This is a genomic window from Bradyrhizobium sp. USDA3516, from assembly GCF_057651995.1.
Map to the genome: position 1 here is coordinate 159,787 of NZ_JBYGYN010000002.1, position 26,067 is coordinate 185,853.

Here is a 26,067-nt window from a genome sequence, read left to right on the forward strand (position 1 = left end):
CATCGAAGATGCAATCCGGGTGAGGGGGACTCTCCGCGAGCCCAGCTATCACTGAAACTGCTGAGACAGCCCCTCACCCCAACTCTCTCCCCGGAAGAACGGGGAGAGGGAGAGGAAGTGGTTCAGAACGGCTCGCTTCCCAGCCCCGGCACATCGGCAGGCCTTGGCCCGGGCGCCGCCCAGTGAAACCGGCGGTCCTTCTCCGCGATGGCGATGTCGTTGATCGAGGCCTCGCGGCGTTTCATCAGGCCGTGCTCGTCGAATTCCCATTGCTCGTTGCCGTAGGAACGATACCACTGGCCGCTACCATCGTGCCATTCGTACTGGAAGCGCACCGCGATGCGGTTGCCGTCGAAGGCCCAGAGATCCTTGATCAGGCGGTAATCCTGCTCCTTCTCCCATTTGCGGGTGAGGAAGGCGACGATGGCCTCGCGGCCCTGAAACACTTCCGAACGGTTGCGCCAGCGGCTGTCCTCGGTATAGGCGAGCGAGACCCGCACCGGATCGCGTGAATTCCAGGCGTCCTCGGCCATGCGCGCCTTTTGCGCAGCTGTTTCTCGGGTGAAGGGCGGAAGCGGCGGGCGCGACATGATGGCCTCATCGGTTGGTCGGGGCTGCGAATGTATCGTCGCAACTGGCGGAGTCGATAGGCCATCCGCTATCGAACGATCACGAAACCAGATCGGCCTTCATCAATTGGCGGATCGATTTCGGGATAGGCTGGGCGCGGCCGCCGCTGATGAAGGCGACGCGGACCTCGGCTTTCACCAGCACGTCGTCACCGCGCCGCACCTCCTGCGCCAGCATGATGGACGCCCCTTTCACCGCGACCGGCCAGGTTACGACGTCGAGCACGTCATCCATCCGCGCGGGCTTCAGGAAGTCCAGATGCATCGAACGCACCACGAAGGCAAAGCCGGCGCCTTCCGTCTCGGTCTGCTCGAACAGCACCTGCTGCTCGGCACCCATCAGCCTGAGATGATTGGTGCGCCCGCGCTCCATGTAGCGCAGGTAATTGGCGTGATAGACGATGCCGGAAAAGTCCGTGTCCTCGTAGTAGACCCGGACCTGCATGTGGTGGCGGCCGTCGCGGATCTCGCCGTCGAGATGAGCTGTCACGTCGCGAGCCTCTTCGCTGGTCGGTAGCTGGCCCGTTCTGCGCAAAAATGGCCGGCCGCGCAAGCATAGGTTACGCCACCAAAGGCTCTCGCCCCAGCGTCACCTCGACGATCTCCGGCGGCACCCCGAAGCGGAGCGGCATGATGCTGCAGCCGAGCCCACCAGAGACGATGAGATCGCATTTCAGGCGGAAGTGGCCATAGGCGAGCCGCAGGCCGTTCCTGGGCGCGACGGCCGGCGACCAGCCGAGCAGGCGGACCTGGCCGCCATGGGTATGGCCGGACAATTGCAGCGCAACGCGCGCGGGCACGAGCGGCGCAATGTTGGGCTCGTGCGCGAGCAGGATGACCGGCGCATCGTCAGTGATCTTCGCCAGCGTGGCGTTGAGATCATCGGCACCGAAGCGCACCACGTTCCGGAACCGCCGCGCCGGCAGAAAGGCAAGCTGATCGCCGAGGCCGGCAAGCCAGAACGGGCGGCCGTCCTTGGTGAGGCGCACAGCATCGTTCTCGTAGACGGGAATGCCGGCCGCCTCCAGCGCCCGATGTGCGATGGTCGGCCCGTGCCCGGCCCGCTGCACGGTCCTGTCGTCCCAATAATCGTGATTGCCCATGACGGCATGGACGCCGAGCGGCGCCTTCAGGCGCCCCAGCACCCTTGCCCATTCGCTCGACGGAATGAAGCGCGTGACATGGTGAAGGCCGGCGACATAGTCGCCGAGCAGCACGATGAGATCGGCGTTGAGCGCGTTGGTCCGGTCGACGATGTCCTCGATGCGCTCCAGCGGCATCCAGGGATCACAGGCATGGATGTCAGCGATGGCGGCAATCTTCAGCGGAAAATCCGCCGGCCACTGCCGCGGCATCGGATGATAGCGCGTGACGCGAAGGCGCAGCATCGGCTCCACGCCGACGCCGTAGGCTGCGGTCGAGACGCCGAGGGCGGACAGACCGCCGATGGAACGGATGAGATGACGGCGCGTGATCATGGAAGCCCAATGATGATGCCGCGTCTTTGATGATATCCGATTGGAGCAGAAATGGGGTGCGTTCGTGCAGATCGTCTGCACGAGGTTAACGGAAATTCATCAAAAGCCGAAACGGCGCGGTTCAGCAGATCACTCGTCGCTGTCATCCGTGCCGAACAGGCCGAACTGGGCCGCCGCATCGCGCGAGGGTTCGGCGAGGCCGAGATGGCGGAACGCATGCGAGGTCAGCAGGCGGCCGCGCGGCGTGCGCTGCAGATAGCCGCACTGGATCAGATAGGGCTCGATGATGTCCTCGATGGCATCGCGCGGCTCCGACAAGGCCGCAGCCATGGTCTCGACGCCGACCGGGCCGCCGCCATAGTTGAGCGCGATCGTCGTGAGGTAGCGGCGGTCCATGGCGTCCAGGCCGGCCGCATCGACCTCGAGCGCGCTCAGCGCGTGGTCGGCGATCTTGCGGTCGATCCTGTCGGCGTCGGCCGCGGAGGCGAAATCGCGCACGCGGCGGAGCAGGCGGCCGGCGATGCGCGGCGTGCCGCGGGCGCGGCGCGCGATCTCGTTGGCGCCGTCCGCGCTCATGCCGACGTTGAGCACGCGCGCGCCGCGGCTGACGATGCTCTCCAATTCCTCGATCGTATAGAAGTTCAGCCGCACCGGAATGCCGAAGCGGTCGCGCAAGGGATTGGTGAGAAGGCCGGCGCGCGTGGTGGCGCCGACCAGGGTGAATTTCGACAGCTCGATCTTCACCGAGCGCGCTGCCGGTCCCTCGCCGATGATGAGGTCAAGCTGAAAGTCCTCCATCGCCGGATAGAGCACCTCCTCCACCGCCGGGCTGAGGCGATGGATCTCATCAATGAAGAGCACGTCGCGCTCTTCGAGATTGGTCAGCAGCGCCGCGAGATCGCCGGCCTTGGCGATGACGGGACCCGAGGTGGCGCGGAAGCCGACGCCGAGCTCTTTCGCCACGATCTGCGCCAGCGTGGTCTTGCCGAGGCCGGGGGGACCGACGAACAGCACGTGATCCAGCGCCTCGCCGCGCTTGCGCGCCGCCTCGATGAAGATCGAGAGATTCTTGCGCGCCTGCTGCTGGCCGACGAAGTCGGACAGCGATTGCGGCCGCAGCGCGGTGTCGCCGACATCATCGCTGCGGCGCTCGGGCGAGACCATGCGGGGAGGAGTGGTCATGCTCGGGCTCTGTAGGCCATTCTGCCCACGAACAGGGACAGCTGCACAAGAACAAACAACACGACGCTTTGTAGCAGGAGTTCAGGCCATATGTATTGATCGACCTGTCCGATAAATACCAAAGCGAGAACGAGGTACGAGGCTGGAGCGACCAGCAAGACGTTCCACCATGTTATGTGGCCGCGAAATCGTATGATCGCAGCGACAAGAACACCGGCGATCAGGCCCGGCAAGGACCACATTTTGAAACCAAGGAGCGCAACACCCGCCGTATCGCGCGAGATCGAGAAACACCGGATGACGTGGCTCAGCAGACACCCCGACGCCGAGAATGCAGCCGTGGCAAGAACGCCGATTAGCACTGTCCCGGCGAACACGACACCAAAGAAATAGACCGCATGCTGAAGGTTCGGGAGCTTTGGACCCTCCGGGCGATCGAGGGCTTGATCGGAATTCACTTCGCGAGCTCCTTGAGGCCCAGCCGAATCAGCTGTGCCGTCTCGGCGCCCTCACCGGCGCTACGCGACGCCGACGCAATCGCCGCGGCGGCCTGCGGCTGGCCGTAGCCGAGATTGACCAGCGCCGAGATCGCATCCGCGACCGGGCGCGGCGCGCGCTCGTCGTCGACGGCGCCGGCGAGATGCACGACCGCAGGATCGACATTGGCAAAGGCCGGCGCCTTGTCCTTCAATTCGGTGACGATGCGCTCGGCAACCTTCGGGCCGACGCCGGGCGTGCGCGCCACCGCGGCCTTGTCGCGCAGCGCAATCGCATTGGCGAGATCGGCCGGCGAGAGCGTGCCGAGCACGGCGAGCGCCACCTTGGCGCCGACGCCCTGCACGGTCTGGAGCAGGCGAAACCATTCGCGCTCCTGGTCGGTGCGGAAGCCGAACAGCTTGATCTGGTCCTCGCGGACATAGGTCTCGATCGACAGCACGGCGGCTTCGCCGGGCGAGGGCAGATGCTGCAAGGTGCGCGAGGAGCAGTGCACCTGGTAGCCGACGCCGCCGACGTCGAGGATGACGAAGTCCTCGCCGTAGGAATCGATCAAGCCCTTGAGCTTGCCGATCATATCCCCACCACCTTCAGCCTGAGAGCGGTACTCTGGCGGTGATGGGCGTGGGTGATGGCGATGGCGAGCGCGTCGGCGGCGTCCGCGGACGGCGGCTCGGCTTTCGGCAGCAGGATCTTCAGCATCATCGCGATCTGTTGCTTGTCGGCGTGACCGGCGCCGACCACCGTCTTCTTGACCTGGTTCGGCGCGTATTCTGCGACAAAGATGCCGAACATTGCGGGCGCCAGCATGGCGACGCCGCGGGCCTGGCCAAGCTTCAGCGTCGCAACGCCGTCCTTGTTGACGAAGGTCTGCTCGACCGCCGCTTCCACCGGCCGGTGATCGGACAAAACGGCCGCGAGCCCTTCATGGATCGCGAGCAGCCGGCTCGCCAGCGGCAGATCGTCGGGCGGTTCCACCGAGCCGCAGGCGACGTAGCCCAGGCGATTGCCCTCGGCCTCGATCACGCCCCAGCCGGTGCGGCGCAGGCCGGGGTCGATGCCGATGATGCGAACGGGGCCACGAATCGGGAGCGCAGTCATGCGCCAGTGATAGCGGCTGGCCGCGACGGGGGAAACAGAAACAGAACGGAAGTAACAGGGGAAGTGGGGGTCACGTGCCCCGGGCGCGGCGCAGCACGAAGTGATGCGCCTGCTGAACGGGGGCCCATGTTGCCTCCAGCGCGCACGGCGCTGTGGGTCCCGGCTCTGCGTCGCACCGCTTCGCGCTGCGCCGCGTCCGGGACACGCGAGCCCTACCCGCCCATCTTCGCCATTAGCGCGTCCGACACCTCGAAATTGGCATAGACCTGCTGCACGTCGTCGTGCTCGTTGAGCAGGTCCATCAGCTTGAGCAGCTTCTCGCCGGTCTCGTCGTCGACCGCAACCGTGTTCTGCGGCTTCCAGATCAGCGCGGCCTTGCGCGGCTCGCCGAACTTGGCTTCCAGCGCCTTGGCGACATCGCGATAGCTTTCGGTCGAGGCGTAGATCTCGTGACCGTTCTCGCCCGAGACCACATCGTCGGCGCCGGCCTCGATGGCGGCGTCCAGCACGGCGTCGTCGGAGGCGACGCTGCGGTCATATTCGATGATGCCGGTGCGGTCGAACATGAAGGAGACCGAGCCGGTTTCGCCGAGATTGCCGCCGGACTTGGTGAAGAAGGAGCGGATGTCGGAGGCGGCGCGGTTGCGGTTGTCGGTCAACGCCTCGACGATGACGGCGACGCCGCCCGGGCCGTACCCCTCGTAGCGGATCTCGTCATAGTTCTCGCCGTCGCTGCCGAGCGCCTTCTTGATGGCGCGCTCGATATTGTCCTTCGGCATGTTCTCCTGTCGCGCCGCGATCACGGCGGCACGCAGGCGCGGGTTCATGGCGGGGTCAGGGGTGCCCAGCTTGGCGGCGACGGTGATTTCACGCGCCAGCTTGCCGAACAGCTTCGACTTCTGGGCATCCTGCCGCCCCTTGCGGTGCATGATGTTCTTGAATTGGGAATGTCCGGCCATGCGGGGTCTCTTGTGGTCGTCAGCCAAGGGTGAGCGAGGGATGCGCGGCCTTATAGGCCGCCAACCCACCGGAATGAAAGGGGCTCCCCCGGTCCGGAGGTAGCAGCGTAGTTGCCCATGCCTCAATGTCGGGCACTGTTAACCCTGATTTCATTCCGGACTGCGAAAATAGCGCCCGACCGTCCCCCGACAAGAGAGACCCGATGGCCTTCGGACTATTTCGGAAGCGTCTGCCGGACACGGCCGCGCCTGCGGCAGCCCCGGAGGCTGCGCAGCTGGCGGCCCCTGCCGCACCCGCCCCGACCGCCGAAAGTGATTCGGCCCGGGAAATCCTGGAATTGCTGGAACTCGAGCTCGGCGCCATGATCCGCCAGCTCGAGCGCGCCGCCAATTCGGTGGCCGGCGGCGCCGAGGCGACCGCGGCGACCCTCGCCGCCATTCGCGACCGCACCGACGCCCTGACCGGCCGGACCAATGCGGCGCAATCCACCGCCTCCACCTTCGCCCATGCCGCTGACAAGTTCACCCAGTCGGCGCAAGGGATCGGCGCACAGGTCCGCGAGGCCGGCAAGCTCGCCGACGACGCCAGCGCCGCCGCGCAGGAAGCCCGCGCCAATGTCGATCGCCTGCGCGAATCCTCCGCCGCCATCGGCAACGTCGTCAATCTGATCGCGCAGATCGCGCGGCAGACCACGCTGCTCGCGCTCAACTCGACCATCGAGGCCGCGCGCGCGGGCGCCGCGGGAAAAGGCTTTGCCGTCGTCGCCACCGAGGTCAAGGCGCTCGCGGTGCAGACCCAGAGTGCGACCGAGGAAATCACGAAGAAGATCGACGCGCTGCAGCGCGACGCCGCCGGCTCGGCGGACGCCGTGCACCGCATCTCGCAGGCGATCGAAGCGATCCGCCCGGTGTTCGACACCGTCAACGGCGCGGTCGCCGAGCAGAATGCCACGACCAGCGAGGTCTCCGGCAATGCCGCCAGCGCCTCGGAGTTCATCATCTCGGTCGGCGAGAGCGCGGCCGAGATCGACGCGGCGACCAAAGCGGCCGAGTCCCATGGCGAGAGCGTCGCCAGCGCCGGCAAGGCCGTCACCACTTTCGCCCAGAAGCTGAAATCGCGCTGCGCGGTGCTGCTGCGCCAGAGCGAGCACGACGACCGCCGCAAGACCGAGCGGCTGCCCTGCCACCTCAAATTCGAGACCGCGCGCGGCGTGATGCCGATCTATGAAATCGCGATGGAGGGCGTGCTGATCGGCGGCGCGGATGCCAGCCGGCTCGCACCGCAAGCGACGATCGAAGGCAGCTTGGAGGACATCGGCGCCTGCCGCCTGCGCGTGGTCGAGCAATCCAAGGCCGGCGCCCGCGCGCAATTCGTCGGCGCCACCGCCGCACTCAGCGAGAAGATCGAGGACAAGCTCTGGTCGATCCATGAGGAGAACACCGAGTTCGTCACCCGCGCCATGGAGGCGGGCAATGCGCTGACGCAGATATTCGAGCAGGCGGTTGCGCGCGGCGAGGTCAAGCTCGACGACCTCTTCGACACCGACTACGTGGAAATCGCCGGCACCAATCCGCAGCAATACCGCACCAAATATCTCGACTGGGCCGATCGCGCCCTGCCGCCGTTCCAGGAAGCCTTTCTGGCGCGGGAATCGCGGATGGCGTTCTGCGCCATGGTCGACCGCAACGGCTTCTTGCCGGTGCACAACAAGATCTATTCGCATCCGCAGCGGCCGGGCGACGTCGCCTGGAACACGGCCAACAGCCGCAACCGGCGCATCTTCAACGATCCGGCGGGGCTCGCTGCCGCACGCAACCTGCGATCGTACCTGGTCCAGAGCTATGCGCGCGACATGGGCAACGGGAACACGGTGATGATGCGCGAGATCGACGTGCCGATCCGCGTGCAGGGCCGGCACTGGGGCGGCTTCCGCACGGCCTACAAGCTGTAGCGTGCACTCCTGGGCAAGACGCCGGGCGCGAATCATCCTCTAAGGTCGGACCTGGAATCGGAATGCCGCCAAGGAGCCGATCAACGGCTCCGACTGGAGAGAGCCCCGTACATGTCCTTTGCACAACTTGCCGTGTTGGACACCGCCTCCAACCGGACGCTGGCCGAACGCCTGATCGACCAGCTCGCCGACCGCATCGGCGGTCTCGGCGTCGAGCTCGCCGATATCGCCGGCAACGTCCAGGACGTCGCCAACCGCGTCGCGAGCCAGTCGGAACGGTTTCACCGTCTGCAGAAGACGGCCGAGACCATGGTCTCGGCCAACCACGACATCGCCAACGCCTCGCAGGCGGTGCAAACCACGACGTCGGCGGCGGTCGGCGAGATCGCGCAGTCGCGCGGCGCCGTCGACACCGCGGTCAGCCACATCTCCGCGCTGGTCGCCGCAGTGGAGCGGATCGAGGCGCGCCTTAGCGCCGTCGGCGCGGCGCTGGCGCAGGTGGCGAAGGTCTCCGGCTCGATCGAGGCGATCGCCAAGCAGACCAATCTGCTCGCGCTCAACGCCACCATCGAGGCGGCGCGCGCCGGCAATGCCGGCCGCGGCTTCGCGGTGGTCGCAAGCGAGGTCAAGAACCTCGCGGAGGCCACGCGCCAGGCCACGCATGAGATCTCCGACACCGTGCGCGATCTCGACGGCCAGATCGAGGGCCTGATCGGCGAGAGCAGCGACGCCTCGCAGCGCGCCAAGACCGCCGGCGAAGGCGCGCAAGCGATCTCCGGCATCATCTCGCGGGTCCAGCAGGGCTTCGCCTCCGTCGAAGCGGAGATCGACGGCGTCGCGCGCGCGGCGACCTCCAACCTCGGGCATTGCGACACCGTGATCAGCGAGCTGAGCGAGCTCGCCAGGGGCGTCGACCTCTCCTCGCGCAACCTCAAAAGCGCCGACGAGCGGGTGGCGAAGCTGCTCGACACCTCCGAAGGCCTGATCGCGCTGATCGCCGACAGCGGCGTCGAGACATCGGACGCGCCGCTGATCCGTATCGTCGTCGACACCGCGAAGCGGATCTCGACCGAGTTCGAGGCCGCGATCGACCGCGGCGAGATCACGCTCGACCAGCTCATGGACGAGACCTACCGCGAGATATCAGGCACCGATCCGAAGCAGTACCTGACCAACTACGTCGAGTTCACCGACCGCGTGCTGCCCGCGATCCAGGACCCGATCCAGACGTCCGATCCGCGCATCGTGTTCTGCGTCGCCTGGGCGAGGGGCGGCTACCTGCCGACCCACAATCCGAACTACCGCCTGCCGCAGGGCAAGGACCCGGTCTGGAACAACGCCCATTGCCGCAACCGCCGCCTGTTCACCGACCGCGCGGTGAAGAAGGTCGCGGTCAACACAAAACCCTTCCTGCTGCAGACCTACCGCCGCGACATGGGCGGCGGGCAGTTCGTGCTGATGAAGGACCTGTCCTCGCCGATCATGATCCGCGGCAGGCACTGGGGCGCCTTCCGGATGGGATTCCGGCAAGGCTGACGGCGGCGCTCCGGCACCCCCCAAAACAAAAACTCGAAAACAACCCCATGCACAGTAGCCGGGGTGTGCGGAATCAATGGCTTGCGCCGGCAGGCCGTGGCGCGCGTTGACCCGTCGGGCAAAACAGGGGTAGAATGCTAATATTCCGAAAATGTGAGGCATGCGGTTCGCCCTGCCGCGGCCGCCGACGTTGCCGTAGAAGTGCCACCGCGCATTCGAACCCGAACACAGCAAGCTGGTTTTTTGATGTCCTGTCCACCTGCCCAAATCGGCGCGCCGTTTTCCGAGATCGATACACCGGCGCTGATCATCGACCTCGATGCCTTCGAGCGCAATCTCGATACGATGGCGGCTGCTGTGAGCAAGCTCGGCGTTCGCTTGCGTCCGCATGCGAAGACCCACAAATCACCGATCATTGCGGCCAAGCAGATCGCGCGCGGCGCAATCGGCATGTGCTGCCAGAAGGTCGCCGAGGCCGAGATCCTGGTTGCGGGCGGGGTGAGCGACGTGCTCGTCAGCAATGAGGTGGTGGGCCTGCGCAAGATGGAACGGCTCGCCGGTCTCGCGCGCCACGCGCGCATCAGCGTTTGCGTGGACGATACGATCATGGTCGAGCAACTATCGCTCGCCGCGGAACGGGCCGGATCGCAAATCGAAGTCCTGGTCGAAATCGACGTCGGCGCCGGTCGCTGCGGCGTCAGGCCGGGGCCGGCGGCGGCCATTCTGGCGCGGCAGGTGGCGGGGTCGCGCTTCCTGTCGTTCGGCGGCTTGCAGGCCTATCACGGCTCTGCCCAGCATTTGCGCACGCCGGAGGAGCGGCGCGCTGCCATCGCCGGGGCCGCGAACGCGACCGCGGAGACACTGCGCGTCCTCGAGGACGCGGGCTTTCAGTGCCGGACGATCGGCGGTGCTGGGACCGGGACGTTCGAGCTCGAAGGCGCGAGCGGCATCTGGAACGAATTGCAGGCGGGCTCCTATGTCTTCATGGACGCCGACTACGCCAAGAACCTCGGCGACGGGGCGCGCAACGCCAATCCGTTCGAGCATGCGCTGTTCGTGATCGCGACCGTGATGAGCACCGGCGCCGGCGAACGCGCCGTCATCGATGCCGGCCACAAGGCCCTGTCGAACGACAGCGGATTTCCGGTCGTGCTCGGCCGGCCCGATTTGCGCTATCATCGGCCCTCTGACGAGCATGGCCTGCTCGATTTCGACAGCGCTTCGTCGCGACCGGCGATCGGCGACAAGGTGACGCTGATCCCCGGCCATTGCGACCCGACCGTCAATCTCTACGACTGGTATGTCGGCGTGCGCGGCTTCAACACGCCGGATGCCCGCGTGGAGGCACTGTGGCCCGTCGCGGCGCGGGGCGCGGTCACCTGAGATTGCGTGATTGCGCGCGCCGATCTCCGCCATGGCCACGGACAGGCGAAGCGCAGATCCGAGACCCATACGCCGCAGCAACGGTTTGGCGAAGACGCGGAGTGACAAGCTTTGCGAAGCAACTACACGCGCGTGGGGTTATGAGTTCTGGCCCCGCGTTCGCAATTCTGGCCAAGGCGTACACTCATAATTCGGGATGCCTGTTTCCAAAGGACGAGCAGACGTGGCTTGCCCGGCTGGGAACGACTGCAAATGGCCCAAAGGAGGCGTCGGCGATCGCCAACGAGGGTGCTCCTATCGCCCCTCGATGCCGAGCCGGTACTCTCCGGGTGAACTTCCTGAGTAACGCTTGAATGCATTCGAAAACGCGGCTTCCGACCCGTATCCGACGGCTTGGGCGATCTGTGCAAGGCTGGCTTGGCCGTTCCTCAGAAGTTTCGATGCCTCACGCATACGGCGGCGGAATAGGTACTGCATCGGCGGTTCTCCGACCAAAGTATGGAAACGCTCTGCGAACCCTGCGCGCGATTGCCCGGCCTCTCGGGCGAGCGACTCGACCGTCCAGTTTTCCTTGAATGCGTCGTGAATAGCGGCGAGCGCCCGCGCCACGCCCGGGTCGCCCAGTCCCTTCAGCCAGCCCGTCTCCTGCATGTTCTCGACGCCATGTCGCAAGACCCGTGTGATAAGCGCCGCCGACAGCCGCGCGAGCACAACATCGCTGCCTGGACCGGGCTCTAGGGTCTCGGTTGTCAGCGTCTCGACATAGCCCTTGAGCCAACGAGCGGCCCGCTGGTCCGTTCCTGGGACATGTACCACTCGCGGAAGACCGGCCAATGCCGGATGGTCGCTTTCGCTGAAGACGAACGCCCCACAAATAATCACCGTTCGTTCGCCGCCGCCTCCGAACAGGATGCGGCCACCCCTGCTTTCCGCGGCAACTTTCGCACCCGACGTTGGCGTCATCTGTCTTGCGTCCAATGACCGCAAGACATGTGGATCGGCGCGCGGCGCAACGACGAGATCGCCAGTCTGCAAGAGCTGCGGCGTACCTGTGCCGAAGGCAATCTCACACCGGCCTTCGGTGACGATGTGGATGCCACGCAGGCCGTTCTGGTCGAATGCGATTGCCCAGGGCGAAGAAAGCTCGAGGCGGCGATATCCGGCCGCAGCGAAATGCAGCTCGCGCATCAGGGTCGCCAACAGATCCACGGGTCTCACCTCGCAGTTCAAGACGCTCGATGAAGCAGTTTAGACGATCGCGCATAGAAAATCCCAGACCTGTCCCCCAACTCACCGGCCTGGGCCGCGCGGCGGCACTCTTGAACCACGGAGCATCTCCATGTCCAGGATCGAACTGTATGGCAGCGCCCTTTGTCCCTTTGCCCAACGCGTGAGGCTGGCCCTTGCGGAAAAAGGGCTTGAGGCCACCGAGATCGGGATTGATCCGCACAACAAGCCCACCGAGTTTCTTGCCCTGTCGCCCTTCGGCAAGGTCCCCCTCCTCGTTCACAATGGCGTGCGCGTTTGGGAATCCGCCGTGATCAATGAATATCTCGACGACGCTTTTCCTGAGTATCCGCTACTTCCGACCGCGCCGGCACAACGTGCTCTTGCGCGTATCTGGATCAACTTTGCCGACATGAAGCTCTACGAGCCGACGCACCGCCTGCTGCTCTGCTCCGATCCAAGCATGCAAGCAGAAATCACCGCACAGTTGGCCGACGAACTCCGCTTTATCGAGGCGCATGCGCTCAAGACACATGCTGGTCCCTACTGGCTCGGCGACGCGTTCGGCCTTGCTGACGTCGCCTTCTTTCCCTGGTTCGAGCAGGTTGCAGTGCTGGAACACTTCCGCAAGTTTCATATTCCGGCCGAGTGCAGCCGCATCTTGGCCTGGCGCGAAGCGGTCGCACGCAGATCAGGGGTGCGATTGGTCGCGAGGTCATCAGACTTCTATCTGCAGGAATACTCCCTGCTGCTCGGTCGAATTCCGAAGAATGTTTCGGTCGCATGACGCAAAGGCGACGATGAGAACGCCACCATGCTGTCACGGTTATTCCATACCGAACTACGTCATGGGTCTGGGCGCATGCCTTGCGCTGAGCCAGTAGCTACAACGTGGCCAACACGAAACAGTCGAAGGAAGGCCGTAGATGCCCGCTTACGTTATCTTCGATGTCGAAATTTGGGATGTACCTCAGTACCAGGAGTTCATGTCTAGCGTTAAGCCAGCGCTGGAGGCGGCCGGCGCGAGGTATCTGGCGCGCGGCGGTGCGCATAAGGTCCACGAAGGGGATTGGGAGCCCCGCAGGATTGTCCTTCTGGAGTTCCCCTCGGTCGCCGCTTTCGAGGCGTTCTACAACGGGTCGACCTACCAAGGGCTCAAGAGCGTAAGAGATCGCTGCAGCTCAGCTCGTTTGGTCAGTGTTGAAGGACTCGCGTAGTCCACGCTCTCGATTCGCCCCACCGGGTGATTTGGCTTCGCGCCTCAGCTCAGCCAGAACTTCGGCGTCGCCGGCTCCAGCCTTCCACCCATGCGCACCGGCGCGATACGCAGCGCGAGGCCCGTCGCGTCGTCCGTCTCCACGGCGACGCCGCTGAGCGTTGCCGCGCCCGCCGCCGGCTCAAAACGGCCGGACGGAATCCCCGATGTGAACCGGCGCAGCGGCTCTTCCTTCTGCATGCCGATGATGGAATCGTAATCGCCGGTCATGCCGGCGTCGGTCATGTAGGCGGTGCCGCCTGCGAGGATCTGGTGGTCGGCGGTCGGCACATGGGTGTGCGTGCCGACGACGAGGCTGGCGCGGCCGTCGCAGAAGAAGCCGATGCCCTGTTTCTCGCTCGACGCCTCGCAATGGAAATCGACGACGATGGCGTCGGCGGCAACGCCGAGCGGGCAGGCCCCTAACTCGCGCTCCAGCGCGGCGAAGGGATCGTCGAACGGGGTCATGAAGACGCGGCCGAGCGCGTTGACGACGAGGGCATGCTTGCCGTTCTTGGTCTCGACCAGGGCCGCGCCGCGGCCGGGCGTGCCGCGCGGATAGTTCGCCGGGCGTACCAGACGGTCGGCGCGCTCGATGAACACCAGCGCCTCGCGCTGGTCCCAGGAATGGTTGCCGAGCGTCACCGCATCGGCGCCGGCCTCGAGAAATTCCTGGTAGATCGCTTCCGTGATGCCGAAGCCGCCGGCCGAATTCTCGCCGTTGACGATGACGAGATCGAGCGACCAGTCCTTGACCATGCCGGGCAGATATTCGGAGACGGCCTCGCGCCCACTACGGCCGACGACGTCACCCACGAAGAGAATGCGCAACTTCAGAACTCCGGAAATCGAACACGTCCGATTCCGTTAGCACATAATCCAGCGCCACGTCGTGGGATAGTGCCGGAACCGCCTCGATCTCCTGCACGGCAAACGCAAGGCCGATGCCGACGATGTGCTTGGTTTTGCGCAAATGCGCGAAGGTGAAATCGTAATGGCCGGCGCCGTAGCCGATGCGATGGCCGAGGCGGTCGAAGGCGGCGAGCGGCGTCAGCATGATGTCGGGAATGACTTCGGCCGCAGCAGGCGACGGCTCGGGAATGCCGAGCGGGCCGAGCATCAGGCGGTCGTTCGGATGGAAGATGCGGAAGATCAGGGACTGGCCGCGCGCGGTGACGCAAGGCAGCGCGAGCCTGGCGCCCTCCTCCGCGAGTCTTGCAAGCAGCGGCATCGGATCGATCTCGCTGCGGATCGGCGAGTAGCCGGAGACGATGCTGCCGGGCAGCAGCTTGAACGGCAGCCCGCGCTTGGCGAGCTTTGCGGCCGCTGCCGTGCGCTTCTTCTCGCTCAGCGCCTCGCGCTTGGCGAGGGCTTTGGCACGGAGCTCGGCTTTGGAGTTGGGCATGTGCGGTTTCCCCGAAGCGGAGCCTTGCTCCGCTGTCATCGTCCGCGCATGCGGACGATCCAGTATTCCAGAGACGCCAGTGATCAAACATCGACGCCGCGGCGTACTGGATGCCCCGCCCCCGTGCGCAATTGCGCACCAGGCGGGGCATGACACTGCCGGTTTGTCGGGACGCAATTCGACAGGCACGAACCAGAAGGAAGAAACAGTGCGAAGCCGCGGACGCCGTTGAAGCACTCGATCCCGGAGTTCCCTACGAAAGTAGGTGGGCACCATATGTCCGGGCCCACGGGCCCGGCCAGGGACAGTTCCCTAAAGGATCGATAAGGCCCCGGGGATATATGGCTCCTGACGCACGTCGCAGCCTCGCAGGGCCAATGTAACAACGATACTGACGAATCGCCAGTGCGGTGAGTGGGCCTCACTCTCGCCGGCCTTACCCTCCCCTGGAGGGGTCCGGGACGAGCATAGCTCGCCCGTAGGTCGGCTCACATTGAGCGTAGCGAAATGTGAGACGGGGTGGGGTGACGGTCTCTCCACATCCGACAGTGTCGGCGTGGAGAGATCACCCCACCCCGCTCGCGCTACGCGCGATCGACCCTCCCCCTCCAGGGGAGGGTAAGGCCCGTGGCACTATCGAGCCCAACAATAGCTTCACCCGATCGCAATCCCATTGCCGACGGTGCGGTTCAGGACCTGGGTCGACTTCTCGATGCGTTCGGCGGCGGCGTTCAGGGCGTTGACGACGGCGGTCTGCGTCATGCGGGCGCGCTCGACGGCGGCGTTGCGGAAATCGCGGAGCTCCGTCAATTCCTGCTCCAGGGTGCGGACGCGGTTGGTGGTGTCGATCAATTCGTCGCACACGGTCAGGGCGGCCATCACGGTGAGGCGCGCATCGCCGATCTCGCCGAATTTTCCGCGCAGCGACTGGATGCGGGTCTCCAGCGTTTCGGCGAGCTTGAGCAGCCGCACCTCCTGGCCCTCCTCGCAGGCCATGCGGTATTGCCGACCATTGATGGTGACGTTGATGTGGCTCATCCGTCCTCTCCGGTATCGAGCACCGAGCGTATCGTCACGATCGCGGAATCCAGCCGGTCGGAAATCTCGCGATTGGTACGCTCGAGCTTGCGCGCCTTCACCAGCGCGCCGTCGAGCTCGTCGGCAAGACGCGAGCGATCCGCGCCGAGCGCCTGGATTCGCGCCGCAAGCTCGTTCTCGTCGCGATCGGCGTCGCGCCGCCGCTCCACCGCACTTTCGAGCGCGTCGAGCGCCGCCATGAGTCTGCGGGTCGCGATCTCGATCTCGACGGCGGACGACTCCGTCATGGCGGAACTGTTGGATACGCGATCGTTCATGCAGTCAGCGGCGGAACCTGGCGGCCTTTGCCCAGTGGCCTTTCCCTGGAGCTTGCCGTCCGGCAAAAGACTCGGTTCGGCAAGCGGTTAGAAGCAGAAATTTACAAAGCAAGCTAGCCAAGCGCAACGCCGCCGCAAAACTATGCACCGATCAATCGGGACGACGTGTCGCTGCGTCGATTCCGCCCGGCCCGATGCCGGTCGAAAACCGATGTCCACACAGGCAACTTTTGCGGCCGAACCCGCGTTCGATTGCCTTGGACTCCCGGAACCGAGGTGCTATCCCAGCGCCAATCTTCAGTGGCCGCCAGGCTTCTCCCCGCGCGGGCAACCATCGCCAAGCGCCTCATTTCAGACGGATTTCAGACATGACGCAGGTCGATCACACCCGTATGGCCAACGCGATCCGGGGCCTTTCGATGGACGCCGTCGAGAAGGCGAAATCGGGCCATCCCGGCCTGCCGATGGGCGCCGCCGACATCGCCACCGTGCTGTTCACGCAGTTCCTGAAATTCGATGCCGGAAGCCCGGCCTGGCCGGACCGCGACCGCTTCGTGCTCTCGGCCGGCCACGGCTCGATGCTGCTCTATTCGCTGCTGTATCTGACCGGCAATGCCGAGATGACGCTGGACCAGATCAAGCAGTTCCGCCAGGTCGACTCGCTCACCCCCGGCCACCCCGAGAACTTCCGCACCAAGGGCATCGAGACCACGACCGGCCCGCTCGGCCAGGGCATCTCGACTGCGGTCGGCATGGCGCTGGCCGAGAAGATGCTGGCGGCCGAATTCGGCAAGAAGATCGTCGACCACCACACCTATGTGCTGGCGTCCGACGGCGACCTGATGGAAGGCGTGTCGCAGGAAGCGATCGCGATGGCCGGGCACTGGAAGCTCAACAAGCTGATCGTGCTCTACGACGACAACGGCATCTCGATCGACGGCCCGACCTCGATCTCCGATTCCGTCGACCAGGTGAAGCGCTTCAAGTCGGCGGGCTGGGCCGCCGAGAAGATCGACGGCCACGACCAGGCCGCGATCGCCGACGCCATCACCCGCGCGAAGAAATCGGGGAAGCCGACGCTGATCGCCTGCCGCACCACGATCGGCTTCGGCGCGCCGCACAAGCAAGGCACCTCGAAGGTGCACGGCGAAGCACTCGGCGCCGACGAGCTCAAGGCTGCCAAGGAAAATCTCGGCATTTCGCTCGAGCCGTTCGCGGTCGCCGACGACGTGCTGAAGGCCTGGCGAGCGGCCGGCAGCCGAGGCGCCGCGGCACGTCAGGAATGGGAAGCGCGGCTCGGTGAGCTCGGCAGCCGCAAGCGCGCCGAGTTCGAGCGCCGCCTGCGTCATGAGCGCCCGGCTTCGCTCGCCAAGGCCGTGCGCGCCTACAAGAAGGAGCTGTTGGAAAAGCCGATGACGGCCGCCACGCGCAAGTCCTCGGAAGCGGTGATCGAGGTGATCGCCGGCGCGATGCCGATGGAATTCCTGGCCGGCTCGGCCGACCTCACCGGCTCCAACAACAACAAGGCGAAGTCGGCGACCGCCTTCTCGGCCAAGACACCGAAGGGCCGCTTCATCCATTACGGCATCCGCGAGCACGGCATGGCCGCCGCGATGAACGGCATTTTCCTGCACGGCGGCTTCGCGCCGAACGGTGCGACCTTCCTCGTGTTCACCGATTATGCGCGTCCGGCGATGCGCCTGGCCGCGCTGATGGGCGCCGGCGTCGTCTATGTGATGACCCACGATTCCATCGGCCTCGGCGAGGACGGCCCGACCCATCAGCCGGTCGAGCATCTCGCAGCGCTCAGAGCCATTCCCAACATGCGCGTGTTCCGTCCCTGCGATGCGATGGAAGTCGCCGAGTGCTGGGAGCTCGCGCTCAACCGCATCGACGGCCCGACCGTGCTGGCGCTGACGCGGCAGAACCTGCCGCAGCTGCGGACCACCGCACCGAACGACAATCCCTGCGCGGCCGGTGCCTATGAGCTGGTCGCCGCCCAGGGCGAGGCCAGGGCGACGCTGTTCGCCTCCGGCTCGGAGGTCGAGATCGCGGTCGCGGCCCAGAAGCAGCTGGCGGAACGCGGCGTCGCCTCGCGCGTTGTCTCCGTTCCGTCGCTGGAGCTGTTGTTAGCGCAACCAGAGGCCAAGCGCGCCGCCATCATCGGCAACGCGCCGGTGAAGATTGCGATCGAGGCTGCGGTGCGCTGGGGCTGGGATGCCGTGATCGGCCAGGATGGCGAATTCATCGGCATGCATTCCTTCGGCGAAAGCGGCCCTGCCAAGGAGCTGTACAAGCATTTCGGCATTACCGCCGAGGCCGCGGTTAACGCTGTGCTGAAGCGCGTTTCCTGAGAGTTGAGCTTGCCGCAAAAAAGGACTACCTAATCTCCCATATGATCAAGCACCGCCCGGCCGAACCGGGCGCCCGCCCCTAAAAAACCCTCGCAGGCGTGCAAAGCGCGTTGTGCGGGATGACAACGGTCATTGAAGGAGACGAAACATGGCAGTCCGCGTCGGAATTAACGGTTTTGGCCGCATCGGCCGCAACATCCTGCGGGCCATCGCCGAGTCCGGCCGCAAGGACATCGAGGTCGTCGGCATCAACGACCTCGGCCCGGTCGAGACCAACGCCCATCTCCTCCGCTTCGACAGCGTCCATGGCCGCTTCCCCGGCAACGTCACCGTCGACGGCGACTCCATCAGCCTGGGCGGCAACAAGATCAAGGTGACCGCCGAGCGCGATCCCTCGAAGCTGCCCTGGAAGGATCTCGGCGTCGACATCGCGATGGAATGCACCGGCATCTTCACCTCGAAGGACAAGGCTTCCGCGCACCTGACCGCCGGCGCCAAGCGCGTGCTGGTCTCCGCGCCCGCCGACGGCGCCGATGCCACCATCGTCTACGGCGTCAACCACGACACGTTGACCAAGGATCACCTCGTCGTCTCCAACGGCAGCTGCACCACCAACTGCCTCGCCCCGGTCGCCAAGGTGCTGAACGATCTCGTCGGCATCGAGACCGGCTTCATGACCACGATCCACGCCTATACCGGCGACCAGCCGACGCTGGACACGCTGCACAAGGATCTCTACCGCGGCCGTGCGGCGGCGATGTCGATGATCCCGACGTCGACCGGCGCCGCGAAGGCGATCGGCCTCGTGCTGCCCGAGCTGAAGGGCAAGCTCGACGGTGTCGCGATCCGCGTGCCGACCCCGAACGTCTCGGTGGTCGACCTCAAGATCGTCGCCAAGCGCTCAACCGACGCCAAGGAAGTCAACGCGGCGATGAAGCGCGCCAGCGAGCAGCAGCTCAAGGGCATCCTCGGCTACACCAGCGCACCCAACGTCTCGATCGACTTCAACCACGACCCGCACTCCTCGACCTTCCACGAGGACCAGACCAAGGTGCAGAACGGCACGCTGGTGCGCGTGATGTCCTGGTACGACAACGAGTGGGGCTTCTCGAACCGCATGGCGGACACCGCCGTCGCGATGGCGAAGGTGATCTGAACAAGGTCTCGTGTCCCGGACGCGGTGCAGCGCGCAAGTGCTGCTCCGCAGAGCCGGGACCCATCCAGCCGCGGGACTCGCAGTGATGTGGGTCCCGGTTCTGCACAGCGGCACTGCGCGCCGCAGTGCGCCCGGGACAAGGAAGCGTTCGATGACCAACAAATTCCGCACCCTCGACGACGTCGACGTGAAAGGCAAGCGCGTGCTGCTGCGCGTCGACCTCAACGTGCCCATGGAGAACGGGCGCGTCACCGACGCCACCCGGCTCGAGCGCGTGGCGCCGACCATCACCGAGATCGCGGACAAGGGCGGCAAGGTCATCCTGCTCGCGCATTTCGGCCGGCCGAAGGGGCGCGACGCCAAGGATTCGCTCAAGCCCGTCGCGGAAGCGCTGGCGAAGGTGGTGAAGAAGCCCGTGGCATTTGCCGACGATTGCATCGGCGAGCCCGCGGCCAAGGCCGTTGCCGGCCTGAAGGACGGCGACATCCTATGCCTGGAAAACACCCGCTTCCACAAGGAAGAGGAAAAGAACGATCCGGCCTTCGTCGCGGAATTGGCAAAGCTCGGCGACATCTGGGTCAATGACGCGTTCTCGGCCGCGCACCGCGCCCACGCCTCGACCGAAGGCCTCGGCCACAAGCTGCCGGCCTATGCCGGCCGCACCATGCAGGCCGAGCTCGATGCGCTGGAGAAGGCGCTGGGCTCGCCGACCAAGCCTGTCATCGCGATCATCGGCGGCGCCAAGGTCTCGACCAAGATCGATCTGTTGGAAAACCTCGTCACCAAGGTCGACGCGCTGGTGATCGGCGGCGGCATGGCCAACACCTTCCTGCACGCGCAAGGCGTCGGCGTCGGCAAGTCGCTGGCCGAGAAGGATCTCAGCCCCACCGCGCTGCGCATCATGGAGAAGGCGGAAGCCGCCAATTGCGCCATCATCCTCCCGGTCGACGCCACCGTCGCCTATCACTTCGCCGCCAACGCGCCCTCGCATGCCTACGGGCTCGATGCGATCCCGGCCGACGGCATGATCCTCGACGTCGGCCCGCAATCGATCGCGCGCGTCCACGCCGCGATCGACGATGCGGCGACGCTGGTCTGGAACGGCCCCCTGGGCGCATTCGAGATGCAGCCGTTCGACCGCGGCACGGTCGCGGCCGCCAAGCACGCCGCCGAGCGCACCAAGGCCAAGAAGCTGATCTCGATCGCGGGCGGCGGCGACACCGTCGCAGCGCTCAACCAGGCCCATGTGGCCGGTGACTTCACCTATGTGTCGACGGCCGGTGGCGCATTCCTTGAATGGATGGAAGGCAAGCCCCTGCCCGGCGTTGAAGTTCTGCGTAGCAAGTAATCAAGCGGCCCTTGCAGGCCCCAACGGGAGACAAAGACAGATGGCTCGGATCACGTTACGTCAACTGCTCGACCACGCGGCGGAGAACGATTACGGCGTACCGGCCTTCAACATCAACAACATGGAGCAGGCGCTGGCGATCATGGACGCGGCCAACCAGGTCGACGCGCCCGTCATCATCCAGGCCTCGCGCGGCGCGCGCTCCTACGCCAACGACGTCATGCTCAAGCACATGATGGATGCGGTGACCGAGATCTATCCGCACATTCCCGTCTGCGTGCATCTCGACCACGGCAACGAGCCGGCGACCTGCATGACCGCGATCCAGGCCGGCTTCACCTCGGTGATGATGGACGGCTCGCTCAAGGCCGACGGCAAGACCCCCGGCGACTGGGGCTACAATGTCGGCGTCACCAAGACCGTCACCGACATGGCCCATCTCGGCGGCATCTCCGTCGAGGGCGAGCTAGGCGTGCTCGGCTCGCTCGAGACCGGCATGGGCGACAAGGAAGACGGCCACGGCGCCGAAGGCAAGCTCAGCCACGACCAGCTCCTGACCAATCCGGACGAGGCCGTGAAGTTCGTGCAGGAGACCAAGGTCGACGCGCTGGCGATCGCGATGGGGACGTCGCACGGCGCTTACAAGTTCACCCGCAAGCCCGACGGCGACATCCTCGCCATGAACGTGATCGAGGAGATCCACCGCAAGCTGCCGAACACGCATCTGGTCATGCACGGCTCCTCCTCGGTGCCGCAGGACCTCCAGGACATCATCAACGCCTATGGCGGCAAGATGAAGCCGACCTGGGGCGTGCCGGTCGCCGAGATCCAGCGCGGCATCAAGAACGGCGTGCGCAAGATCAACATCGACACCGACAACCGCATGGCGATGACCGGCCAGATCCGGAAAGTGCTGAAGGACAACCCGGAAGAGTTCGATCCGCGCAAGTACCTGAAGCCGGCGATGGAAGCCATGACCAAGCTGTGCAAGCAGCGCCTGCAGGAGTTCAACACCGCAGGCCAGGCCTCCAAGATCAAGAAGGTGCTGACCACCGCCGAGATGGCCAAGCGTTACGCCAAGGGCGAGCTCGATCCGAAGGTGGCGTGATCTCTCCCTCCCTCTCCCCGCCCTTCGCGGGGAGAGGGTTGGGGTGAGGGGCTCTCTCCGCGAGTTGGGCCCTATCGATAGACCTGTACCCCCTCACCCGGATCACATCTGCGATGTGATCCGACCTCTCCCCGCAAGCGGGGCGAGGTTAAGGACAGCCCCGCCAGGCCGACGCTTACCCTGACCTCCCCCTTTACCCTGCGACGAACGATAACTCGGCAATTGCCCGAGAACGGTCTATTTTCCCGGGCAAGGGCAGAATCGTTCTGGGAGGACCTCTCGATGAATCTGACTGAGCTCAACAAAGTCGCGACCGCCATGGTCGCGCCAGGCAAGGGCATCCTTGCCGCCGACGAATCCTCCGGCACCATCAAGAAGCGTTTTGACGCCATCGGCGTGGAATCGACCGAAGAGAACCGCCGCGACTATCGCGAGATGCTGTTCCGCGCCAGGGATGCGATGAGCCAGTACATCTCCGGCGTGATCCTCTATGACGAGACGATCTGGCAGAACGCCAAGGACGGCACGCCGCTGGTGAAGCTGATCGAGCAGGCCGGCGCCATTCCCGGCATCAAGGTCGATGAAGGCACGCAAGGCTTGCCGATGTGCCCCGGCGAGCTGGTCACCGTCGGGCTCGACAAGCTCGCCGAGCGCTTGAGGAAATATTACGAGCGCGGCGCGCGCTTTGCCAAATGGCGCGCGGTGATCGACATCGGCAGCGGCATTCCCTCGATGACCGCGATCAGCGTCAATGCCCACGCGCTCGCGCGCTATGCCGCGCTGTGCCAGGCCGCGCAGATCGTGCCGATCGTCGAGCCGGAGGTGCTGATGGACGGCGACCACGACATCGAGCGCTGCTATGAGGTGACGGGGCGCGTGCTCAACAAGACCTTCCAGGAATTGCGCGTTCAGCGCGTGGCGCTGGAAGGCATGGTGCTGAAGCCGAACATGGCAATCGCCGGCAAGAAATGCGCAAAGCAGGCCTCGGTCGAGGAGGTCGCGGAGAAGACGATACGGCTGCTCAAGGCCTGCGTGCCGGCGGCCGTGCCCGGCATCGCCTTCCTGTCCGGCGGCCAGTCGGACGAAGAGGCGACCGCGCATCTCAACGCCATGCACAAGCTCGGTCCGCTGCCCTGGGGCCTGACCTTCTCTTACGGCCGCGCGCTGCAGGCCGCACCGCAGAAGGCCTGGTCCGGGAGGCCCGAGAACGTCGCGGCCGGCCAGCGCGCCTTCAGCCATCGCGCGCGCATGAACGGCCTCGCCTCCAAGGGCGAATGGCAAAGCAGCCTGGAACAGAAGGCAGCCTAGATCTTGTCGAACAAACCGCCTCCGCCGCGCCCGGCGCCGCGTCTCTATCTCGCGACGCCCGTCGTCGATGATCCCGCGATGCTGGTCGCCCAGCTGCCGGGGCTGATCGCGTCCGCCGACGTCGCCGCCGTGCTGCTGCGGCTGAAGGAGACCGATCAGCGCGGCATGATCTCGCGGGTCAAGGCATTGGCGCCGCCGGTGCAGAAGGCGGGCGCGGCGCTCCTCGTCGATGGCCATCCTGAACTCGTCGCGCGCGGCGGCGCCGACGGCGCGCACCTGCCCGGCATCGCCGCGCTGAAGGAGGCGCTGCCGTCGCTCAAGCCAGATCGCATCGCCGGTGTCGGCGGGCTGACGACGCGGCACCATTCCATGGATGCGGGCGAGATGGGCGCGGATTATTTGCTGTTCGGCGAGCCCGATGCGAAAGGCCAGCGGCCCTCGTCGCAAGCGATCGCCGAGCGGCTGGACTGGTGGGCCGAGCTGTTCGAGCCGCCCTGCGTCGGCTTTGCGACCACGCTGGAGGAGGCCCACGATTTCGCCGCCAGCGGCGCCGATTTCGTGCTGGTCGGCGACTTCATCTGGACCGATCCGCGCGGGCCCGAGGCCGCGCTGATCGAGGTCGATGCCGCGATCAAGAAGGCCCATGCGACGGCGCTGGCCGACCAGGATCCTGCGAGCCGGGAGCACGGCCAGCGCCCGACATGAAGCCCCCGTGCATCACCCTGCTGGCCACGCTGCTGCTGACCGTCCCTGCGGCCGCGCAGCTGCAGATCACCCCGCCGGCGACGACGCCGAGCGCACCGGCAGAGAAGCAGAAGCCGAAACCGCCCGTGCCTGCCAAGAAGAAGGAGGCGGCGCCAGCGCCGAAGCCCTCGCCATCCCCCTCGCCCAAGCCGGCAACCGTGATCCCGGCGCCGCCGTCCGACGATCCCAACGTCGACCTGGTGTTCGGCGCCTATCAGCGCGGCCAGTACAAGACCGCGTTCGAGCTCGCCACGGTGCGCGCGCAAGCCGGCGATGCCAAGGCGATGACCATGCTCGGCGAGCTCTATTCCAACGCCATGGGCATCAGGCGCGACTACGCCAAGGCGGCCGAATGGTACAAGCGCGCTGCGGACGCCGGCGATCGCGAGGCGATGTTCGCGCTCGCCATGCTGCGCATCTCCGGCCGCGGCGGCCCGGTCGACAAGAGCGAGGCGGTCAGGCTGATGGCCTCCGCCGCCAAGCTCGGCGAGCCCAAGGCGGCCTACAATCTCGCCCTGCTCTACCTGGACGGCCAGACGCTGCCGCAGGACGTCCGGCGTTCGGCGGAACTGCTGCGCCAGGCCGCCGATGCAGGCCTGCCCGAAGCGCAATACGCGCTCGCAACCTTCTACAAGGAAGGCACCGGCGTGCCGAAGGACCCCGAACGCGCGGTGCGCCTGCTGCAGGCCGCATCGCTCGCCGACAACGTCGATGCCGAGGTCGAATATGCCATCGCGATGTTCAACGGCACCGGCACGCCGAAGAACCAGCCGGCGGCCGTCGCCCTGCTGCGCAAGGCCTCCCGCCAGGGCAGCGCGATCGCGCAGAACCGGCTGGCCTGGGTGCTGATCAACGGCGTCGGCACGTCCGTGGACAAGATCGAGGGCTTCAAATGGCACCTGGTGGCCAAGACAGCAGGCAAGGGCGACCCCGAGCTCGACAAGCAGCTCTCCGATCTGCCGGCCGATGACCGCGCCAAGGCCGAGGCCGCCGCCAGGAAGTGGCTGGGGTCCAAATGACTTGACGCGGGGCCCCTCACGGGGCACCCAGTCCCTCAAACAGGCCCGTTTCCGCGCCCCTCTCCCCGATCAAGACCAAAAAGCACATGCTGTATTCCGCCACTATCAACGTCATGGTCAAGGCGGCGCGCCGCGCCGGCCGCAGCCTCAAGCGCGATCTCGGCGAGATCGAGCATCTCCAGGTCTCGCTGAAGGGCCCGGCGAATTTCGTCTCGCTCGCCGACAAGCGCGCCGAGGAGATCCTCTACCAGGACCTCGCCAAGGCCCGCCCTGGCTACGGCTTCATCGGCGAGGAAGGCGGCACGCGCGAAGGCACCGACAAGAGCCACACCTGGATCGTCGATCCCCTCGACGGCACCACCAACTTCCTGCACGGCATCCCGCAATTTGCGATCTCGATCGGCCTCGCCCGCGAAGGCACGGTGATCGCCGGCGTGATCTACAACCCCGCCAATGACGAGCTCTACATCGCTGAGCGCGGCAAGGGCGCCTTCCTCAACGACCAGCGACTGCGCGTCGCCGGCCGCCGCCAGCTGAACGAATGCGTGGTGGCCTGCGGCCTGCCTCATATCGGCCGCGGCGACCACGAGGAATTCCGCCGCGAGATGACCGCGATCCAGGACCGCGTCGCCGGCCTCCGCCGCTTCGGCGCCGCCTCGCTCGACCTCGCCTTCGTTGCGGCGGGGCGCCTGGACGGGTATTGGGAGCGGAATTTGCAGTCCTGGGACATCGCGGCCGGGCAGATCATGGTGCGCGAAGCCGGTGGCACGGTGAGCGACATCGCGACGCCGGGCGATCCGCTGGTGACCGGGCACGTCGTGTGCGGGAATGAGTACGTGCACGGGGAGCTGGTGAAGATTTTACGGAAGCCTGCGTAAGGCGAAAGCATCCTCCGCGTCGTCATTCCGGGGCGCGCCTCTTGGCGCGAGCCCGGAATCCATCGATCCGCCGACTCTGAGGCCCGATGGATTCTCAGATGCGCAATTGCGCATCATAGTTCGCGCTACGTGCGCCCGGGCATGACGAGTATCAGTGACTTGTGGTCACTGGGGGCCGGCGGGCCGCAGCTCCCC

26 protein-coding genes and 1 other RNA gene are annotated in these 26,067 nt (G+C 65.8%); 13 read left to right on the forward strand and 14 right to left on the reverse strand.

Going from position 1 to position 26,067, the window contains the following annotated elements:
• Positions 1–122: 122 nt before the first annotated feature.
• The 8 genes from AC24YW_RS06660 to AC24YW_RS06695 form a co-directional block, all read right to left on the reverse strand.
• Positions 123–590 carry a nuclear transport factor 2 family protein gene (locus AC24YW_RS06660; protein ID WP_487481990.1) on the reverse strand — a complete coding sequence of 156 codons (468 nt, stop codon included), beginning with the start codon at positions 588–590 and terminating at the stop codon, positions 123–125.
• Positions 591–669: 79 nt separating this feature from the next.
• Positions 670–1,119, reverse strand: a complete 450-nt coding sequence (gene ybgC / locus AC24YW_RS06665) for a tol-pal system-associated acyl-CoA thioesterase (protein ID WP_275516168.1) — start codon at positions 1,117–1,119, stop codon at positions 670–672.
• A gap of 70 nt (positions 1,120–1,189) precedes the next feature.
• Positions 1,190–2,107 (reverse strand): metallophosphoesterase, encoded by a 918-nt coding sequence (locus tag AC24YW_RS06670; protein ID WP_487481991.1) that lies wholly within the window; start codon positions 2,105–2,107, stop codon positions 1,190–1,192.
• A gap of 129 nt (positions 2,108–2,236) precedes the next feature.
• Positions 2,237–3,289 (reverse strand): Holliday junction branch migration DNA helicase RuvB, encoded by a 1,053-nt coding sequence (gene ruvB, locus AC24YW_RS06675; RefSeq protein WP_487481992.1) that lies wholly within the window; start codon positions 3,287–3,289, stop codon positions 2,237–2,239.
• The gene (locus tag AC24YW_RS06680) at positions 3,286–3,747 is read right to left on the reverse strand and encodes a hypothetical protein (protein ID WP_487481993.1); all 462 of its coding nucleotides are present in this window, start codon (positions 3,745–3,747) and stop codon (positions 3,286–3,288) included. The genes ruvB and AC24YW_RS06680 overlap by 4 nt, the downstream gene beginning before the upstream one ends.
• Positions 3,744–4,361, reverse strand: a complete 618-nt coding sequence (gene ruvA, locus AC24YW_RS06685) for a Holliday junction branch migration protein RuvA (protein WP_487481994.1) — start codon at positions 4,359–4,361, stop codon at positions 3,744–3,746. The genes AC24YW_RS06680 and ruvA overlap by 4 nt, the downstream gene beginning before the upstream one ends.
• Positions 4,358–4,885: a crossover junction endodeoxyribonuclease RuvC gene (gene ruvC, locus AC24YW_RS06690; protein WP_487481995.1), complete on the reverse strand. Its 528-nt coding sequence runs from the start codon at positions 4,883–4,885 to the stop codon at positions 4,358–4,360. Before ruvC ends, ruvA begins: the two co-directional genes overlap by 4 nt.
• 212 nt (positions 4,886–5,097) lie before the next feature.
• On the reverse strand, positions 5,098–5,844 hold the full coding sequence (locus AC24YW_RS06695; RefSeq protein WP_487481996.1) for a YebC/PmpR family DNA-binding transcriptional regulator: 747 nt from the start codon (positions 5,842–5,844) through the stop codon (positions 5,098–5,100).
• Between the two features lie 203 nt (positions 5,845–6,047).
• Here AC24YW_RS06695 and AC24YW_RS06700 point away from each other — a divergent pair, with 203 nt between their 5' ends.
• The 3 genes from AC24YW_RS06700 to AC24YW_RS06710 all read left to right on the forward strand — a co-directional run bounded on the left by AC24YW_RS06700 (position 6,048) and on the right by AC24YW_RS06710 (position 10,715).
• Positions 6,048–7,796 carry a methyl-accepting chemotaxis protein gene (locus tag AC24YW_RS06700; protein WP_487481997.1) on the forward strand — a complete coding sequence of 583 codons (1,749 nt, stop codon included), beginning with the start codon at positions 6,048–6,050 and terminating at the stop codon, positions 7,794–7,796.
• A gap of 111 nt (positions 7,797–7,907) precedes the next feature.
• On the forward strand, positions 7,908–9,332 hold the full coding sequence (locus tag AC24YW_RS06705) for a methyl-accepting chemotaxis protein (protein ID WP_487481998.1): 1,425 nt from the start codon (positions 7,908–7,910) through the stop codon (positions 9,330–9,332).
• Between the two features lie 246 nt (positions 9,333–9,578).
• Positions 9,579–10,715 carry a DSD1 family PLP-dependent enzyme gene (locus tag AC24YW_RS06710; protein WP_487481999.1) on the forward strand — a complete coding sequence of 379 codons (1,137 nt, stop codon included), beginning with the start codon at positions 9,579–9,581 and terminating at the stop codon, positions 10,713–10,715.
• Between the two features lie 294 nt (positions 10,716–11,009).
• Here AC24YW_RS06710 and AC24YW_RS06715 read toward each other — a convergent pair whose 3' ends face one another.
• Entirely contained in the window at positions 11,010–11,924 is a 915-nt protein-coding gene (locus AC24YW_RS06715; protein ID WP_487482000.1) for an AraC family transcriptional regulator, read from the reverse strand.
• 130 nt (positions 11,925–12,054) lie between these two features.
• On the opposite strand from AC24YW_RS06715, the gene AC24YW_RS06720 reads away from it, so the two are divergent.
• Together AC24YW_RS06720 and AC24YW_RS06725 are read left to right on the forward strand one after the other, a co-directional pair.
• Entirely contained in the window at positions 12,055–12,729 is a 675-nt protein-coding gene (locus tag AC24YW_RS06720; protein ID WP_487482001.1) for a glutathione S-transferase family protein, read from the forward strand.
• A gap of 139 nt (positions 12,730–12,868) precedes the next feature.
• Complete coding sequence (locus AC24YW_RS06725) at positions 12,869–13,159, forward strand: DUF1330 domain-containing protein (RefSeq protein WP_487482002.1); 291 nt, start codon at positions 12,869–12,871, stop codon at positions 13,157–13,159.
• Between the two features lie 44 nt (positions 13,160–13,203).
• Here AC24YW_RS06725 and AC24YW_RS06730 read toward each other — a convergent pair whose 3' ends face one another.
• From AC24YW_RS06730 to AC24YW_RS06750, 5 genes are all read right to left on the reverse strand, one after another.
• The gene (locus AC24YW_RS06730; protein WP_487482003.1) at positions 13,204–14,028 is read right to left on the reverse strand and encodes a TIGR00282 family metallophosphoesterase; all 825 of its coding nucleotides are present in this window, start codon (positions 14,026–14,028) and stop codon (positions 13,204–13,206) included.
• Positions 14,006–14,602, reverse strand: a complete 597-nt coding sequence (locus tag AC24YW_RS06735) for a 5-formyltetrahydrofolate cyclo-ligase (protein WP_487482004.1) — start codon at positions 14,600–14,602, stop codon at positions 14,006–14,008. The genes AC24YW_RS06730 and AC24YW_RS06735 overlap by 23 nt, the downstream gene beginning before the upstream one ends.
• A gap of 209 nt (positions 14,603–14,811) precedes the next feature.
• Positions 14,812–14,972, reverse strand: a non-coding RNA gene (ssrS, locus tag AC24YW_RS06740) — 6S RNA.
• A gap of 284 nt (positions 14,973–15,256) precedes the next feature.
• Positions 15,257–15,640 carry a cell division protein ZapA gene (locus AC24YW_RS06745; RefSeq protein WP_035998340.1) on the reverse strand — a complete coding sequence of 128 codons (384 nt, stop codon included), beginning with the start codon at positions 15,638–15,640 and terminating at the stop codon, positions 15,257–15,259.
• Positions 15,637–15,957 carry a DUF4164 domain-containing protein gene (locus tag AC24YW_RS06750; RefSeq protein WP_020608063.1) on the reverse strand — a complete coding sequence of 107 codons (321 nt, stop codon included), beginning with the start codon at positions 15,955–15,957 and terminating at the stop codon, positions 15,637–15,639. Before AC24YW_RS06750 ends, AC24YW_RS06745 begins: the two co-directional genes overlap by 4 nt.
• Positions 15,958–16,325: 368 nt before the next feature.
• On the opposite strand from AC24YW_RS06750, the gene tkt reads away from it, so the two are divergent.
• The 8 genes from tkt (at position 16,326) to AC24YW_RS06790 (ending at position 25,872) form a co-directional block, all read left to right on the forward strand.
• A complete protein-coding gene (gene tkt / locus AC24YW_RS06755) occupies positions 16,326–18,311 on the forward strand; it encodes a transketolase (RefSeq protein ID WP_487482005.1) in 1,986 nt (661 codons plus the stop codon).
• Positions 18,312–18,459: 148 nt separating this feature from the next.
• On the forward strand, positions 18,460–19,467 hold the full coding sequence (gene gap / locus AC24YW_RS06760; protein ID WP_487482006.1) for a type I glyceraldehyde-3-phosphate dehydrogenase: 1,008 nt from the start codon (positions 18,460–18,462) through the stop codon (positions 19,465–19,467).
• A gap of 151 nt (positions 19,468–19,618) precedes the next feature.
• The gene (locus AC24YW_RS06765) at positions 19,619–20,815 is read left to right on the forward strand and encodes a phosphoglycerate kinase (RefSeq protein WP_487482007.1); all 1,197 of its coding nucleotides are present in this window, start codon (positions 19,619–19,621) and stop codon (positions 20,813–20,815) included.
• Positions 20,816–20,855: 40 nt separating this feature from the next.
• Positions 20,856–21,923, forward strand: a complete 1,068-nt coding sequence (gene fba, locus AC24YW_RS06770; RefSeq protein WP_025034030.1) for a class II fructose-bisphosphate aldolase — start codon at positions 20,856–20,858, stop codon at positions 21,921–21,923.
• A 282-nt stretch (positions 21,924–22,205) separates the two neighbouring features.
• Positions 22,206–23,231, forward strand: a complete 1,026-nt coding sequence (locus AC24YW_RS06775) for a class I fructose-bisphosphate aldolase (protein ID WP_487482008.1) — start codon at positions 22,206–22,208, stop codon at positions 23,229–23,231.
• Positions 23,232–23,234: 3 nt separating this feature from the next.
• A complete protein-coding gene (locus AC24YW_RS06780) occupies positions 23,235–23,936 on the forward strand; it encodes a thiamine phosphate synthase (RefSeq protein ID WP_487482009.1) in 702 nt (233 codons plus the stop codon).
• Positions 23,933–24,994 carry a tetratricopeptide repeat protein gene (locus AC24YW_RS06785; RefSeq protein WP_487482010.1) on the forward strand — a complete coding sequence of 354 codons (1,062 nt, stop codon included), beginning with the start codon at positions 23,933–23,935 and terminating at the stop codon, positions 24,992–24,994. Before AC24YW_RS06780 ends, AC24YW_RS06785 begins: the two co-directional genes overlap by 4 nt.
• Before the next feature lie 86 nt (positions 24,995–25,080).
• Positions 25,081–25,872 (forward strand): inositol monophosphatase family protein, encoded by a 792-nt coding sequence (locus tag AC24YW_RS06790; RefSeq protein ID WP_487482011.1) that lies wholly within the window; start codon positions 25,081–25,083, stop codon positions 25,870–25,872.
• Positions 25,873–26,067: the final 195 nt, after the last annotated feature.